At 65.3% G+C, this 15652-nt stretch carries 13 protein-coding genes; 7 read left to right on the forward strand and 6 right to left on the reverse strand.

Going from position 1 to position 15652, the window contains the following annotated elements; genetic code table 11:
* Positions 1-64: 64 nt before the first annotated feature.
* The 3 genes from BHE97_RS13470 to BHE97_RS13480 form a co-directional block, all read right to left on the reverse strand.
* Positions 65-1600 (reverse strand): UDP-N-acetylglucosamine 1-carboxyvinyltransferase, encoded by a 1536-nt coding sequence (locus tag BHE97_RS13470; RefSeq protein ID WP_087624567.1) that lies wholly within the window; start codon positions 1598-1600, stop codon positions 65-67.
* Positions 1601-1657: 57 nt separating this feature from the next.
* Complete coding sequence (locus BHE97_RS13475) at positions 1658-2308, reverse strand: MBL fold metallo-hydrolase (protein ID WP_201791442.1); 651 nt, start codon at positions 2306-2308, stop codon at positions 1658-1660.
* A 130-nt stretch (positions 2309-2438) separates the two neighbouring features.
* Positions 2439-3506 carry an alpha/beta hydrolase gene (locus tag BHE97_RS13480; protein WP_087624568.1) on the reverse strand — a complete coding sequence of 356 codons (1068 nt, stop codon included), beginning with the start codon at positions 3504-3506 and terminating at the stop codon, positions 2439-2441.
* A gap of 227 nt (positions 3507-3733) precedes the next feature.
* Here BHE97_RS13480 and BHE97_RS13485 point away from each other — a divergent pair, with 227 nt between their 5' ends.
* From BHE97_RS13485 to BHE97_RS13515, 7 genes are all read left to right on the forward strand, one after another.
* Positions 3734-4315 carry a DinB family protein gene (locus BHE97_RS13485; RefSeq protein WP_170931423.1) on the forward strand — a complete coding sequence of 194 codons (582 nt, stop codon included), beginning with the start codon at positions 3734-3736 and terminating at the stop codon, positions 4313-4315.
* A 26-nt stretch (positions 4316-4341) separates the two neighbouring features.
* Entirely contained in the window at positions 4342-5130 is a 789-nt protein-coding gene (locus BHE97_RS13490; protein WP_201791443.1) for an alpha/beta fold hydrolase, read from the forward strand.
* A 46-nt stretch (positions 5131-5176) separates the two neighbouring features.
* On the forward strand, positions 5177-5623 hold the full coding sequence (locus BHE97_RS13495; RefSeq protein WP_087624570.1) for a helix-turn-helix transcriptional regulator: 447 nt from the start codon (positions 5177-5179) through the stop codon (positions 5621-5623).
* Positions 5624-5628: 5 nt separating this feature from the next.
* Positions 5629-6039 carry a VOC family protein gene (locus BHE97_RS13500; RefSeq protein WP_087624571.1) on the forward strand — a complete coding sequence of 137 codons (411 nt, stop codon included), beginning with the start codon at positions 5629-5631 and terminating at the stop codon, positions 6037-6039.
* A gap of 4 nt (positions 6040-6043) precedes the next feature.
* A complete protein-coding gene (locus BHE97_RS13505) occupies positions 6044-8476 on the forward strand; it encodes an excinuclease ABC subunit UvrA (protein WP_087624572.1) in 2433 nt (810 codons plus the stop codon).
* 161 nt (positions 8477-8637) lie between these two features.
* A complete protein-coding gene (locus BHE97_RS13510; RefSeq protein WP_170931424.1) occupies positions 8638-9315 on the forward strand; it encodes a thioredoxin domain-containing protein in 678 nt (225 codons plus the stop codon).
* Positions 9312-9974 carry a hypothetical protein gene (locus BHE97_RS13515; RefSeq protein WP_087624574.1) on the forward strand — a complete coding sequence of 221 codons (663 nt, stop codon included), beginning with the start codon at positions 9312-9314 and terminating at the stop codon, positions 9972-9974. The genes BHE97_RS13510 and BHE97_RS13515 overlap by 4 nt, the downstream gene beginning before the upstream one ends.
* Here the strand turns inward: BHE97_RS13515 and BHE97_RS13520 are convergent.
* The 3 genes from BHE97_RS13520 to BHE97_RS20160 form a co-directional block, all read right to left on the reverse strand.
* Positions 9961-11460, reverse strand: coding sequence for a dynamin family protein (locus BHE97_RS13520; protein WP_087624575.1), 1500 nt, complete (start codon positions 11458-11460; stop codon positions 9961-9963). The two genes, BHE97_RS13515 and BHE97_RS13520, sit on opposite strands and share 14 nt — an antisense overlap.
* Positions 11457-13304, reverse strand: coding sequence for a dynamin family protein (locus BHE97_RS13525; protein WP_170931425.1), 1848 nt, complete (start codon positions 13302-13304; stop codon positions 11457-11459). Before BHE97_RS13525 ends, BHE97_RS13520 begins: the two co-directional genes overlap by 4 nt.
* Before the next feature lie 94 nt (positions 13305-13398).
* Positions 13399-15390, reverse strand: coding sequence for an IniB N-terminal domain-containing protein (locus tag BHE97_RS20160; RefSeq protein WP_170931426.1), 1992 nt, complete (start codon positions 15388-15390; stop codon positions 13399-13401).
* Between the last annotated feature and the right edge of the window lie 262 nt (positions 15391-15652).

Here is a 15652-nt window from a genome sequence, read left to right on the forward strand (position 1 = left end):
GGTTGAGGGACTACCGCGTTTACGCGGGAAAGGTCGACAGACTACCGCCCGGCATACCGGACGATCAGATATCGCGGAAGGTCTCGATCTCCGCGCCGAGCGCGTTGAGCCTCGTCGCCAAGTCCTCATAGCCGCGATTGATCACATAGACACTGCGCAGCACCGAGGTGCCCTTGGCGGCCAGCATCGCGAGCAGGATGACCACCGCCGGACGCAAGGCGGGAGGGCACACCAACTCGGCGCCGCTCCAGTGCGTCGGACCCTCGATGAGGACGCGGTGGGGATCCATGAGCTTGACTCGGGCACCGAGCTTGTTGAGCTCCGTCAGATAGATCGCGCGGTTCTCGTAGACCCAGTCGTGCAACATCGTCTGTCCGTCCGCCGTCGCCGCGATGACGGCGAAAAAGGGCAGATTGTCGATATTGAGGCCCGGGAACGGCATCGGGTGGATCTTGTCGATCGGTGCCCTGAGCTGCGAGGGATGCGTCGTGATGTCGACCAGGCGGGTCTGCCCGTTCTCGGCCATGTACTCGGCGGACCGTTCGTAGACGAAGCCCATCTCCTCGAGCACCGCGAGCTCGATCTCCATGAACTCGATCGGCACCCGGCACACCGTGATGCTCGACTTGGTGACGATCGCGGCCGCGATGAGGCTCATCGCCTCGATCGGATCCTCGCTCGGGGCGTAGTCGACATCGGTGCGGATGTCCGGCTCACCGTGCACGCGCAGGGTGGTGGTGCCGATGCCCTCAATGCGCACGCCGAGCTTCTCGAGGAAGAAGCAGAGGTCCTGGACCATGTAATTCGAGCTGGCATTGCGGATGACGGTGACGCCATCGTAGCGCGCGGCCGCGAGCAGCGCGTTCTCCGTCACGGTGTCGCCGCGTTCGGTGAGGACGATCGGACGCTCCGGACCGGTGCCCTGGGCGGCGGAGGCGTGGTAGCTGCCGTCGGTGGCGACGACCTTGAGACCGAAGGGACGCAGCGCCGTCATATGCGGCTCCACCGTGCGGGTGCCGAGATCACAGCCTCCCGCGTAAGGCAGCTCGAACTCGGGAACCCGGTGCATCAGCGGGCCGAGGAACATGATGATGCTGCGCGTGCGGCGCGCTGCGGCGGCATCCATCCCCGCGAGGTCGAGCTTCTCGGGCACCACGAGCTCGAGGTCGTTGTGCTCGTTCAGCCAGCGGGTCTTGACGCCGATGGAGTCCAGCACCTCGAGCAGGCGGTTGACCTCCTCGATGCGCGCCACCTTGCGCAGCACCGTGGTGCCGGTGTTGAGCAGCGATGCGCACAGCAGCGCGACACCGGCGTTCTTGCTGGACTTGACGTCGATAGCACCCTTGAGCGTGGTGCCGCCCTTGACCCGAAGGTGGCTCGGGCCCGACGTGCCGACACTGACGATCTCGGAGTCCAGGGCCGAGCCGATCCGGGCGAGCATGTCCAAGGTCAGGTTCTGCTGGCCCTTCTCGATGCGGTTGACGGCACTCTGGCTCGTGCGGAGCTCGGCGGCGAGCTGCGCCTGGGTGAGACCGGAGTGCTGGCGCGCATCGCGGATCAGGGTCCCAATGCGTCCGAGGTAGTCGTCTCGTTCCGTCATAGCTTCGAGGCTATCTCATGTGTGAGATAGAGTCGCGTCGAAGGAGTGCGTCGATCATCACACCTCGAGCTGGCCGTCCTGGGGAAGGTTCCGAGCGTCCGCTACGCCGCCGAAACGGCTCACATGCTGCCAGTAGACACCGTGTCCGGCCTCGGAGACGGTGCAGTCGTGGATCGGGAACATCACGGTCGGGCCGACACGAGCCACGAAGTCGATGGTCTCGGCGACCTTGGTCCAGGGTGCTGAGAGCGGGACGGCGAGCACGTCGATGTCCGGGGGAGCGACCGCATAACTGTCGCCGGGATGGAACAGGGTCGGCTCGCCCGATGCGGTGATGAGCACGCCCACATTGGCGACCCTGGGCAGTGGTTCGGCGATGACCGCGTGCCACTGGCCGACTCCCGTCAGCTCCAGGTCGCCGATCAGGGTGATCTCACCATCGCGATGGGCGCGCCAGGGAGAACCGAGTCGTTCGGCCGTCTCGGGATCGGCGAGGAGCGTGGCAGCGGGATTGGCATCCACCAGGCCTCCGATGCGGTCCGGGTCCACATGATCCGGGTGCTGGTGCGTCACGACGATGGCGTCGAGTCCCGTCAGACCGAAGACGACCTCCCGGCTGAGCGTGCCGGGATCGATGAGGACGCGTGTCGCACCTGATTCCACGAGAAGGGCAGCATGTCCGTAACGGGTGACCAACATGTCGTCCATCGTGGCACGATGCGCGCATGACGCAGCGGGAGATCCTCACCCGTAGCGCGCAGGCGAGGCGCAGAGCGACTTCCCGTGGTCGAGCGAACCGGTCGCCACACCGTGCACGGGCATCGCCGATGCGGGGGTCTCAGCGGCTGAAGGTGACGTGAGCGAAGTCCTCGATCGCGTCGCACACGGCGTAGAAACGCAGGGATGCGAAGCGGTCGAAGCCGTGTTGAGCGCCTGGGAGTGCGGCGAGAGCGACGGGTACCTGGGACAGCAGACGACGGTGCTCCACATAGCGGCGCGCCCCCGCGATGTCGACGACGGAATCTGCATCGCCGTGGACGATGAGCGTCGGCGGCGCGTCATCGACGCGGTAACGGGCAGGGTCGGAAAGGACCTGCGAGCGGGTCCGCTGGGAACCGTAGTAGCCGTAGAGTCCGACGAGGGCGGCGACGCGCGCACCGCGCAGCGTGGCCAGTACGGCGAGATGGGCACCGGCGGAGCTGCCGGCCAGCACGACCCGGTCGGGATCGACGTGCAGTTCGTCTGCGTGAGTCCGGAGCCAGGCGATGACCGCGACGATGTCATCGGCATTGGCCGGGAACTCACCGTCGGGCAGCAGCCGGTAGTCCGGAGAGACCGTCACCCAACCGCGGCGCGCGAGCCGGTAGAGGAGGAGTCGCGCGTCCTGGGAGCGTCGTCCACGACGAAAGCTGCCGCCGTGGACATGGACGAGCACCGGTGCGAGGCCCGGTGGCTGATGCCGACGACGGTAGAGATCGAGCGAGTTCGCATCGCCGTACGGCCCATAGGTGAGCGCATCGACCCGCTCGACCGAACGCGGCAACCTGGGCCAGGGGCGCAGCAGGAGAGTCGCCCACGGACGGGGTCGACGTGCGGCGCTGACGCCCATCTCTCGCAGCGTCCGCTCCAACACGTCGCGCGCAAGCGCCGCTCGACGCAGCAGCAGGCTCGCACCGATCGCGGATCCTCCAAGGAGCACGACCGCGAGGACGGTGGCCTCGCCGACGGCGACGGTGGCGACGGTCAGGAGTGCGACGAGGGTCAAGACCTGCAACGGAAGCTCGGATGTCACCACACCCGCGTAGAAGCTGACATTCGCCACGAGCGGATTGCCCTTGACCGGCCGGACCGCGAGCAGCACGCTGAATGCCAGCACGGCGGTCAACGCGGTCACGAACAACGGCATGGGAGAGCTCAGCGCACCGGCGACGCGGCAGGAGAGAGCGGGCTGGCCATGTCTGGCATTGTGCCAGAGACGAGGGTCAGAGACGTGGCGCAGGTCACAGTCTGCGGTGGCCCCGGTGGTCGAGTGGGCCCGTCCGCTCTGCAGGCGGCGATGGAGCCAGACCACGTCGAAGCATCGCCTCACTTCGAAGCTGCTTTCCGTCAGTCCTCGCGGCTACCGTGAGGACTATGGATGAGACGACCTGGAAAGACGTGCTGGAGCACTATCTGCGCAGGGCGCACCGCTCGGTGCACCGAACGATCGACGGGGTGGGGGAGTACGACCTGCGACGCCCATTGACCCCCAGCGGCACCAATCTGCTCGGTGTCGTCAAACACCTGGCGACGGTGGAGCACGAGTATCTGGTGACCTTGCCAGGACGCGCGAGCCCTGCCTCCGACGTCATCACCTGGAGTGACGAGGAGAGTATGACCAGCAATGCCGACCTCTGGGTCGAGCGGGAGATGTCCAGCGAGTCGGTCGTCGCCCTGTACAACCAGGTCGAGGAGGCCTCTCTCGCCTCGCTGCGCGAACTGCCGCTCGACACGCCGGTCACTGTCCCGTGGTGGCGTCCCGATGCCCGGGACACCACGTTAGGTCTTCTCGCCGTGCACGTGATCGCGGAGACCGCCCAGCACGCAGGACAGCTCGACATCCTCCGCGAGCAGATCGATGGGGCGACGGGCGAGTCGGGCGAGGACGGCCGCGATGAGACCTGGTGGCGGGCCTATGTCGACAAGATCAGCGCGGAGGCCGAGCACTTCGCCTGATCGGTGGAACCTCTAAGCTGGAGCCCGTGACCGAGCCGACGCTGCACACCCGTCTCATCGGTGACTCCGGGAGCCCTGTGGTGTTCCTGCACGGATTGTTCGGTCAGGGACGCAACTTCACCCAGATCGCCAAGGGGCTCGAACCGGAGTTCCGCTCCCTCCTCGTCGACCTGCCCGACCATGGTCGCTCCCCGTGGACAGAACGTGTGGACTACATGACGATGGCCGATACGGTCGCTGAGACGATCAGCCAGGCCTTCCCCGGTCAGCGCGTCCATCTCGTCGGGCACTCGATGGGCGGCAAGGTCGCGATGGTGACCGCCCTACGTCACCCCGGGCTCATCGACCGGCTGGTCATCGTCGACATCGCCCCGGCCATCAGCGAAGGTTCCGACGAGTTCGAGCATCTGCTCGGCAGTCTCGCGGCTATAGATCTCGACTCCCTCGAACGGCGCACGGATGCCGATGCCGCCCTTGTCGGACGTATCGACGACGAGCGGGTACGAGGATTCCTCCTGCAGAATCTGCGACCAGCCGATGGGGGTTTCGCCTGGCAGGCCAATCTGTCGGTGCTCCGTCGTGATCTGGACCGCATCGGTGGTTTCCCGGAGATCGATGCCGTGTTCGACAGGCCCACACTCTGGGTGGCAGGGGAGAGGTCCCACTACATCCGCCCCGAGCACACCGACCGGATGCGCGAGCTCTTCCCCCGCACCACCCAGGTCACGGTCAAGGGTGCCGGCCATTGGGTGCACTCCGAGCAGCCCGACTCGTTCATCGCAACGCTGCGTGCCTTCCTCGGCTCCGATCGCTGACGCGCCGCCAATATCCGAGCCGCGCGTGCCGTGGCACGATACAGACATGGCCGATGACGCCGTCGAACAGCGGCTGCGCGATCTCGCATTGCTGCGGCGCGTTCGCGACCGGATCGACCGCGACTACGCCCAGCCGCTGGACGTTCCCTCCCTTGCTCGCGAGGTGCACATGTCGGCGGGTCATCTGAGTCGACAGTTCCGGCTGGCCTACGGCGAGAGCCCCTACAGCTACCTCATGACCCGGCGGATCGAACGCGCGATGACCCTCCTACGAAGAGGTGATCTCAGCGTCACGGAGGTGTGCTTCGCGGTCGGTTGCTCCTCGCTCGGCACCTTCAGCACCCGATTCAGCGAACTCATCGGCGAGCCGCCGAGTGTCTATCAGCGTCGGTCGGGTGCCGGACTTCCCGGGGTTCCCTCCCTGGTCACCAAACGGGTCACCCGACCGATCAGGAATCGAGAAGCGGCCACCGGGCCCACGGCTCTACTGTGAGCCCCATGAACCTGAGAATCCATGCCACCTTCTTGCCTCACGAGGACGCAGAGACCTCGATGGCGTTCTTCCGCGATGTCCTCGGCTTCGAGGTCCGCAACGATGTCGGGTACGACGGCATGCGCTGGATCACTGTCGGACCGCCGAACCAACCCGACACCTCGATCGTCCTGCACCCTCCGGCCGCCGACCCTGGCATCACCCCGGAGGACTTGACGGTCGTCCGCGAGATGATGGCCAAGGGCACGTTCGCCTCACTCGTCCTGGCGGCGAGCGACCTCGACGAGGTCTTCGAGCGACTCCAGCGGCACGACGCCGATATCGTTCAAGAGCCCATCGACCAGGACTACGGTGTACGCGACTGCGCCGTCCGCGACCCGGCCGGCAATATGATCCGCATCCAGGAACGAGATTGAATCGATGACGACCCCCGTCCCCACATCGCCCGCCGATAGCCATGACGTCATCCGCGTCCGCGGGGCACGGGAGAACAATCTCCGCAATGTCGATGTCGAGCTGCCGAAGCGCCGGCTCACGGTCTTCACCGGCGTCTCGGGATCCGGCAAGAGCTCACTCGTGTTCGGCACCATCGCCGCAGAATCGCAGCGTCTCATCAATGAGACCTACAGCGCCTTCGTTCAAGGCTTCATGCCGACGCTGGCGCGCCCCGACGTGGACCTGCTCGAAGGACTGACCACGGCCATCATCGTCGACCAAGAGCGGATGGGCGCCAATATCCGCTCGACCGTCGGCACGGTCACCGATGTCAATGCGATGCTGCGCATCCTGTTCAGCAGGCTCGGCGAACCGCACATCGGCTCGCCGCAGGCCTTCTCCTTCAATGTCGCCTCGATCAGCGGCGCCGGAGCGGTCAACCTCGAGCGCGGCGGCAAGACCGTCAAGGAACGCCGCGATTTCAGCATCACCGGCGGCATGTGCCCGCACTGCGAGGGCACCGGCCGGGTCAGCGACTTCGACCTCGCAGCCCTGTTCGATGCAGGCAAGTCCCTCAACGAGGGTGCCGTCACCGTCCCGGGGTACAGCATGGACGGCTGGAACGGGCGCATCTATCGTGGTTGCGGCTTCTTCGATCCCGACAAGCCGATCTCCTCCTTCACCGACACCGAGCTCCACGACCTGCTCCACAGGGAGCCGACCAAGGTCAAGATCGAGGGCATCAACCTCACGTACACCGGACTGATCCCGCAGATCCAGAAGTCCTTCCTGTCCAAGGACCGCGAGGCGATGCAACCGCATATCCGGGCCTTCGTCGACCGCGCGATCACCTTCGCCGACTGCCCGGAGTGCCAGGGGACCCGGCTGAGCGAGTTGGCGCGATCCTCGAGGATCCGGGGTCGGAACATCGCCGAACTATGCGCGATGCAGATCAGCGACCTCGCGCAGTGGATCGGCGAGCTCGACGAGCCCTCCGCCAGGCCGCTGTTGAAGGCGCTGCGCGAGACCCTCGACTCCTTCGTGGAGATCGGCCTGGGCTATCTCAGTCTGAACCGGTCCTCCGGAACACTCTCCGGGGGAGAAGCCCAGCGGACCAAGATGATCCGTCACCTCGGCTCTTCGCTCACGGATGTCACCTATGTCTTCGACGAGCCCACGATCGGACTGCACCCGCACGACATCGCCCGGATGAACCGTCTGCTCCTGCAACTGCGGGACAAAGGCAACACGGTCCTCGTCGTCGAACACAAGCCCGAGACGATCGCCATCGGCGACCATGTGGTCGACCTCGGGCCGCGCGCGGGTATCGAGGGTGGTCAGGTGGTCTACGAAGGCTCCGTCGGCGGTCTGCGCTCCAGCGACACGTTGACGGGCCGACACCTCGATGACCGGGCCACCCTGAAGTCGCAGGCTCGTGTGGCGGAGGGGGTCCTGGAGATCCGCGGCGCCGATGCCCACAATCTGCGAGATGTGGATGTCGACATTCCTCTCGGGGTCCTGTGTGTCGTCACCGGGGTGGCGGGGTCCGGGAAGAGCTCGCTGGTGCACGGCTCGATGGCGGGACGAGAGGGGGTTGTGGTCATCGACCAGGGTGTGATCAAGGGCTCGCGGCGCAGCAACCCCGCGACCTACACAGGACTGCTCGATCCGATCCGCAAGGCCTTCGCCAAGGCCAACGGGGTCAAGCCGGGACTGTTCAGCGCCAATTCCGATGGCGCCTGCCCGCACTGCAAGGGTGCCGGCGTCGTCTATACCGACCTGGCGATGATGGCTGGCGTCGCCGTGCCGTGCGAGGTGTGCGACGGCAAGCGATTCCAGGCCGAGGTGCTGGAGTACACCTTCGGCGGCAAGGACATCAGCGAGGTGCTCGCCATGTCCGTCGCCGAGGCCGAGGAGTTCCTCGGTTCCGGAGAGGTAAGGATCCCCGTGGCCCACAAGATCCTCGTCCGGCTCGCCGATGTCGGCCTCGGCTATATCAAGCTCGGTCAGCCGCTCACGACGCTGTCGGGTGGTGAACGCCAGCGACTCAAGCTCGCGGCGCAGATGGGGGAGAAGGCCGATGTCTACGTCCTCGACGAGCCGACCACGGGTCTGCACCTCGCGGATGTCGCGCAGTTGCTCGGTCTGTTGGACCGGCTCGTGGACACGGGCAAGTCCGTGGTCGTCATCGAGCACCACCAAGCGGTCATGGCCCACGCCGACTGGATCATCGATCTCGGTCCCGGAGCCGGCCACGACGGTGGCCGCATCGTCTTCGAGGGGACTCCCAGGGCGCTCGTCACCGACGCCTCGACGCTCACCGGCCGGCATCTGGCGGCGTACTGTGGTCGTCTCGCCGGTGTCGACGCCGATCAAGGGACAGCGCCGGATTCGGTGAATCGTGACCAGGAGGGATGAGCCGATCACGAGATCGGGCACGGCATACTGATGATCATGACCATCGAGCAAGGCATCGCATGACCGACGGAGCTGGGCATCGACAGGCCCTCGCCGATCGCATCCGCGGGGACCATGCGCGTCGCGCACGGCGCCGGCGTTCGATAGCAACCGTGTCGATCGTGTCCACCGTTCTCCTCTGCTTGACGGTTTTCGGATGGCTGCAGCTCCGTGGAACTGCAGACGAGCAGGGAGATATCGCGGTCCCGGAGCACGCTACCGATGATTACGGCTTCATGCTCACCCCCGACCTCGTGACGGGAACCGACACCGGCGACGTACCGCCGGTGAATGTGCAGGTCTTCGAGGACTTCCTGTGCCCCTCCTGTAAGGCCTTCCATGAGGAATCGGGAGCATTCCTCGCCGAGCAGGTGGCCTCCGGCACTATCAGCCTCACCTATCAGCCGTTCACCTTCCTTCTGGAGGCGTCGACTGACGAATACGCCCAGCGAGCGGCGAATGCGGCGGCATGCGTCGCCGATGATGCCGGCGTCGTCGCCTATGCGGCGATGCACGATCTACTGCTCCAGCATCAGCCGGCCGAGGGCGGGCCCGGGTTGAGCGATGATCAGCTCCTCGACTTCGCCACACAGGCAGGGGCTGACGATATCGCCGCGTGCATCGAAGAACGCACCTTCGCGCCGTGGGTGGAGCGCGCCCTCGAAGCGGGACGTGCCGCTGACGTCACCACGACACCCACGGTGCGGATCGGTGGCATGGATGTCGTCAGAAGCACCGACGGTGCCGAGTCGATCCCTGGCCCGGAGGAACTTCAGTTCGCGATCGAGGCGGCACGATGAGCGAACCGGACACCGGGCCCTCGTGGGACGTCGACCGCCGAGATGCGCCACCTCGACCGTCCGTCGCCACCGATTTCGCACCGGAGCCGCCTATCGAGCGACCCCGGCGCGTCGCCATAGCGATGTGGCTCGTATTCGTCGCCGCGGTGATCTTCGTCGGACTGACGGTCCTGGCCGGGCTGCGCCTCGGCGAGGTACGCGAGGCAGTGACCGCGGCCCTTCCCTCCGATCTCGAGGAGGACTACACCGCATCGGAGATCCGCCGCGCAGTGCGCGTTCTCATCGGGGCGGTCGCCGGACTCGGTCTGCTGCTGACCGTCATGCAGGTCCTCGCCATCGTTTCGGTAGCGAAGCGGCGGAACACCACGGCACGCGTGCTCTTCATCACCGTGCTCGTCCTCTACCTGCCCGTCGCCGCGGTGGGCCCTTCCGTCCGATCGTTCGGAGCCTACGACACAGCGCTGAGCGGTCTGGCCGTCGCCAGCCTCCTCGTCGCGATGATCCTGATCTGCACTCCCGCGGTCACGCGATGGTGGCGTCAGCCGGACCGTCGCGGCCCTCTTCCCCTCCTTCGGCCCGAGGATGGGCTGGACATCGCCCCCGAAGGCCAGCGACCGGGCGAGGGCGCGGACACCGATCCGCCCATCAACCGAAGTTGATCGCCGTCCGCTGCTCGCGACCCATCAGCGTCACGACGAGCGACTCGCAGCTACGCTCGGCGATCTTGGCTGCTCGATAGGTCTCGTCATCGAGCAGCGGATTGCGAGTCAGTTCTCGCCATCGGCCGAGATGCCGCGCCGCACTCTCCACCAGCTCCTCGGCGGAGGCTCCGTCACGTTCCACACCCAATCGGTCCTCAGGACTCGCACCGCGCCCACCCACCAACCGCTCCAGCTCACTGAGGAGCGTCGGCGACAGACTCAACCGCCGGGCGGCGATACGTCCGAGCAAGCGGGTCTCGGCGAAGGTATGTGCTCCGGCCATATGCTCATCGGCCATCACCACGACCTCGTCGGACCCCTGCACGGGGTGGGCCCGCAAGAGTCGGTGAACCGCGAGGACGATCGAGTGCGCCTTCAATTCGGACTGTCGTTGAACGAAGTGCACGTCGACCACACGCCGAAGCTCCTCCAACCCGCTTCGCCGGAGCAGTTCCCTCGAGAGCTGTTCGGCATCGTCGATCCCACCCCGCACGGTCGCGAGGGCGAGACGGATGCCATACATCCCGAAGCGGTCCACCAGATCGGCTCGCACGCGCTCGCTGGGAAGATCCTCATCCCTCGTCGCCAGGAAACGCTCCACACTGACCATCAGCTGCCGAGTCTCCTCCGGGTCGCGTGCAGCCAGATTCCGGAAGACGCTGAAGTCCGCTTGGCGCAGGGTACTGGCACCGGCGCCCAGCAGTCCGGCAACCGGAACTATCGTCTCGCACACTCCCTGTAGGGCCGAATGCTGGCGCAGTCTCTCGACCGCCTCATTGATCGAGACCATGGCGGTCAGGCGTCCCCCGCCGAGCTCATCGGCACGGGACAGCACCGCGATGGCACCGATCGCCGCGTTGCCATGACGCGTCCGTTCGTGCAGCGCGCGCAGGAACTGCACATCGGACTCGTGCAGCGAGCGGAGCAGGTAGATGACCGCATCAGCACCCGCCGCACCCTCCTCTGGTAGGAGGAAACGATCGGTCTGATCGGACGCCTCCTGGGTCACCGAGATCGTTCCGGGAGTGTCGACGAAGGTGAGTCCCCGCACGCCGGGTGCCGGCCAGCTCACATCCAGGCGCTCGAACTCCGCGGGCGACAACCCGTGCAGGGCCAGCTCCAGACGGTCTTCCTGGCGTCGTGCCGGCAGCAGCGCCGGCGTTCCATCGGCGAGTACCGCTCGAACGGAGGGCGTGGCTCCGTAGTGGTAGCGAGTCACGATACGCGTACACTCCCGCGCATCGGTGGGCGCGATCCGCTCTCCCAACAGTCCGTTGAGAAGCGTCGACTTGCCGGCTTTGACCGAGCCGACAAGGGCGATGCGCAGGGGGCCCTCCAGGCGCCGATCCAGTTCACCGAGCTGGGCTGCAATGGGAGAGTCGAGCGGGTAGAGCCGGCGCGCAGCGCTAACGAGAGCTCGTGCCGAGTCCAAAGGTCCTCTCATGCTGGCGTCAACTCCCGACCCGTCGGCGGCGTCGTCGTGAAAGCGGAGGCCCGTTCGCAGAGCTGGCGAATCTCCCGCAGCTCCCGCGACAGGAGAATCGCGCGGCGGGAGCGCTCATCGGTCGGAAGCGCCGTACCGTCCTTCGCTGCACGTACCGATTCGGCGAGGGATCTTTTCAGGTCCTCAGCGATTGCGGAGAAATGATCACGGAGGACCCGCTTGACTCTTCCCATCCGGTCACGGGACTCCTTGCCCACCTGGAAGATCGATTCGTCGATGAGTCGCCGCACCGCGTGCTTCGCTTCATTGCGCCGCTGCTCCAAGCGCTGTTGGGCATCCTGTCGATAGGCGAACCCGCCCATGACGAGTCCGGCCGCTACCGACAATGGATTCACGAGGGCCATTCCGGCAAGGCTGGTCATCAGGCCGAACATGAGGATTCCCCCGTAGGAGCCCTTCATACCGACCATCACCTTCTGGCCGAGTGAGAGACGTCCGGAGCGCACCACCTCCAACCCACCGATCGCTCGGAGCGCTTGCTCAGTGCCGTCGAGGGCGAGCTCGGGGACCGCCGCCCGGCCATCGAGGGAGAAGTGCCGGGCGACCACCTCGGCCAGATGCTCGCTGCGCTGGTGGGCCCAGACGAAGTTGTCCGAAACCGCTTGGGTCACCGACTCGGCTAGCCACGAGCCGATGTCATCCCAGACCTCACCAGGGTCGCAGTCATCAATGAGCTTCTCGGCCTCGCGCCCGACGGCACGCAGCCGGTCACGCAGATCGAACTCGATGTCCGAGACCAGTTCGGCCGCACCATCGGAGAGGGTCTGCTGCCAACGGGCCGATCGGCGTGTGAGCTGATTGGCGAGGTCGCGCACATCTTCGAGCTCGCGCACCACCTCCGCGCCTCCCGAGGTTGCTCCGAGCGCGCGCAACTCGGCCTGCAGCACCATCATCAGGTGCTCACAGACCGCCAGGATATCGTCGACTGCCGAGCGACGACGTTCGGCCAATACGTCCTCTCGGACGACCTCACGCAGGTGCGTTCCCAGTGCGGTCACGCGTGCTTCATCGGCGAGCGCGTCGTCGTGTTCGCGACCGGCGAGATCGTGCAAGAGCGCCGACGTCGCGAGGAGCGGCACATCGATATCGGCAGCGGCCAGGTGCTCGAGATTCGCCTCGACGATCGCGCGCCACTGGTGCTGGAGATCGATCTTACTGACGACGCAGGTGACACGTGGACACAAGGCCACCGCCTGGCGGAGGAATCCCATCTCGGGCTGGGTGAGTTCCTGGGTAGCGTCCGAGAGCATGATGGCCGCATCGGCGTGGGGGAGCAGCGTGAGATTGGTTGACACCTGGGCTTGCGCGCGGCCGACGCCTGGAGTGTCCACCAGGGTGAGGCCATCGGCCAGAAAGGCGCGCGGCAAACGGACCTCGGCGTGGAGCGAACCGGCGAAACCGGTCTCACCCGCCAGCTCGGTGACGTGCCGGCGCAGCTGTCGAGGGTCGATCGATGTCCGGATGGAGGTCTCCTCCTGTGCGAACTCCGTGACCAGCACCGCACTCGGTTGATCCCCCCAGCTGACAGCTGTGGGAACTGCGGTCGCCACGACATCATCGACCGGGCACACCGGTGCGTCGACGAGGGCGTTGACCAAGGCGCTCTTGCCCTGTTTGAACTGCCCGACGACGACCACCTGGACGCTGGTATCGGCCAGCAGCGCTTGGACATCGTCCATTCGGCCAGTGAGCTCTGGACGACCGTGGGACACGGTAACCGATCGAAGACGCTCGACGATCTCGTCAAGTCCGACCGAGGTGCTGGTGGAGAGGGACGATGTCACGATGGCTCCTCTGGAGGCTGGGGGAAGCTGACACCGGGGCCACCCACCGACCGCTGCGAGCAGAACTCGCAGCGGCCGGAGACTGGCCCCGGGGTCAGCCCGCGTTGTAATCGAAATCGTTGGTGTACGTCGTTTCGGGGCTGAACTCGGTCGACGGCGAGTACGTATTGCCCGAGCCTTCCTCGTAGTAGTCGCCTCCGTAGGAGCTGCCACCGCCGCTCTCGTAGAAGTCGCCTCCGACGGACTCGACCGCGCCCTGCTCGTAGTAGTCGCCTCCGTAGGAGCTGCCACCACCCGGCTCATAGACGTTCCCACCGACCGAGTTGTCCTGCGACAGGTCGACGCCGCCGACGTCCACCGAGTTATCCTGCGACAGGTCGACGCCGCCGACGTCCACCGAGTTGTCCTGCGACAAGTCGACGCCGCCGACGTCCACCGAGTTATCCTCGACCGTCGTATTGCCGATGCCGCCGGCGTTAGAGCCGTCTTCCCAGTAGTCGCCACCGACCGAGTTGTCCTCGGACAGGTCGACCGCGAGGGTACCGACGCTGATGGAGTTGTCGTTATTGAGCGAATCAGAGATCGCGACGGTGTTGCCCGAGTCTGTCGTGTTACCGGAGTTGCGGCTATCGGTATTGCCGATGCCGCCGACGTTAGAGCCGTCTTCCCAGTAGTCGCCACCGACCGAGTTGTCCTCGGACAGGTCGACCGCGATATCGCCGATGGTGAGCGAATTGTCATCGGTGTTACCCGAGTCGGTGACCGTCGTGTTACCCGAATCGTTCACCGTCGTATTACCCGAGTCGTTCACCGTGGTGTTACCCGAGTCGTTGACCGAGTTATCGGACAGATCGACCGCGATATCGCCGATAGTGAGCGAATTGTCATCGGTGTTACCCGAGTCGGTGATGTTGCCCGAGTCGTTCACCGAGTTATCGGACAGATCGACCGCGATATCGCCGATAGTGAGCGAATTGTCATCGGTGTTGCCCGAGTCGGTGATCGAATTATCGGACAGATCGATGTCGCCGATGGTGAGCGAGTTATCATCCGTGTTGCCGGAATCGGTGATCGTGGTGTTGCCCGAGTCGTTCACCGAGTTATCGGACAGATCGATGTCGCCGATGGTGAGGGAGTTGTCATCGGTATTGCCGATGCCGCCGACATTCGAGCCATCCTCCCAGTAGTCGCCACCCACCGAGTTGTCGACCGTGTTGCCCGAGTCGGTGGTGTTGCCCGAGTCGGTGACCGTCGTGTTCCCCGAATCAGAGACATTACCCGAGTCGTTCACCGAGTTATCGGAGAGATCGATGTCGCCGATGGTGAGGGAGTTGTCGGAGTTGTCGGAGTTGTCGTTGCCGATGCCACCGACATTCGAGCCATCCTCCCAGTAGTCGCCACCCACCGAGTTGTCCACGCTGTTGCCGGAGTCGGTGATCGTGGTGTTGCCCGAGTCGTTCACCGAGTGATCCGAGTTGTCGTTACCGGTGTTCTCGGCATTGTTCTGGTTGCCACCGACGGTGGTCGAGTTGTCGTTACCGGTGTTCTCGGCATTGTTCTGATTTCCACCGACGGTGTTGCCGGTGTTCTCAGCCTCGTTATTGATCTGGTCGCCACCCAAGGTCAGCTTGCCGTCACCGTTCTGGATGATGTCCCGTCCGGCGGCCTGAGCGGTGTCGGAGGCAACGGTATTGCCGTGTCCGATCACTACTGGATCCTCCGGGAGGAACTCTCCGCCGACGGCCAGACCACCTTCGCTGGCGAAGGCTTGACGCACATCGCCTTCCGCCCAGATGTTCTGGTCGAAGTGGGTGCCACCGTAGCTTCCGATGGCGACATTCTTGACCAGGTAGTTGATCATCTCACCCGGGGTGCCAGCACCCCCGCCGCCCACGGCGACGGCCATCGCACCCGGCACGGCATTGGCGATCAGGGGCGTCAGAGCGTCGACGTCTGCGCAGGAGATACCACCGAGACCGGCTGCGGCAAGGGCACCAGACGGGTCATCGGCGAACGCATCTGCCTTGGACGAGTCTCCCAGCAGATCGAGAATAAAGCTCAGCAGATTGCTGGCGGTCACTTCCATCAGAACTCCTCTAAGATCACAGCTCGCCGCGAAATCGACCGAGCCACTGTGACGCTATGTCGGACCGTTCACCCGGACCAACGGGGAACAACCCCCTGTTTTCTGCCCTCACCCCTGTGAGCCGGCGGGATTCCAGCGGAGGTGAATGAGGGGATGGATTAGGGGATCGGGCATCGTGTACCGGGTGTCGAACCCCTATCGGGGGGCCCGGGGCTCCTTTAGAATCGAGGTGATCGGCACCCCAGTGGTGCCATGACGTTCG

It is taken from the genome of Aeromicrobium sp. PE09-221, assembly GCF_002174305.1.
Lineage (GTDB): Bacteria > Actinomycetota > Actinomycetes > Propionibacteriales > Nocardioidaceae > Aeromicrobium.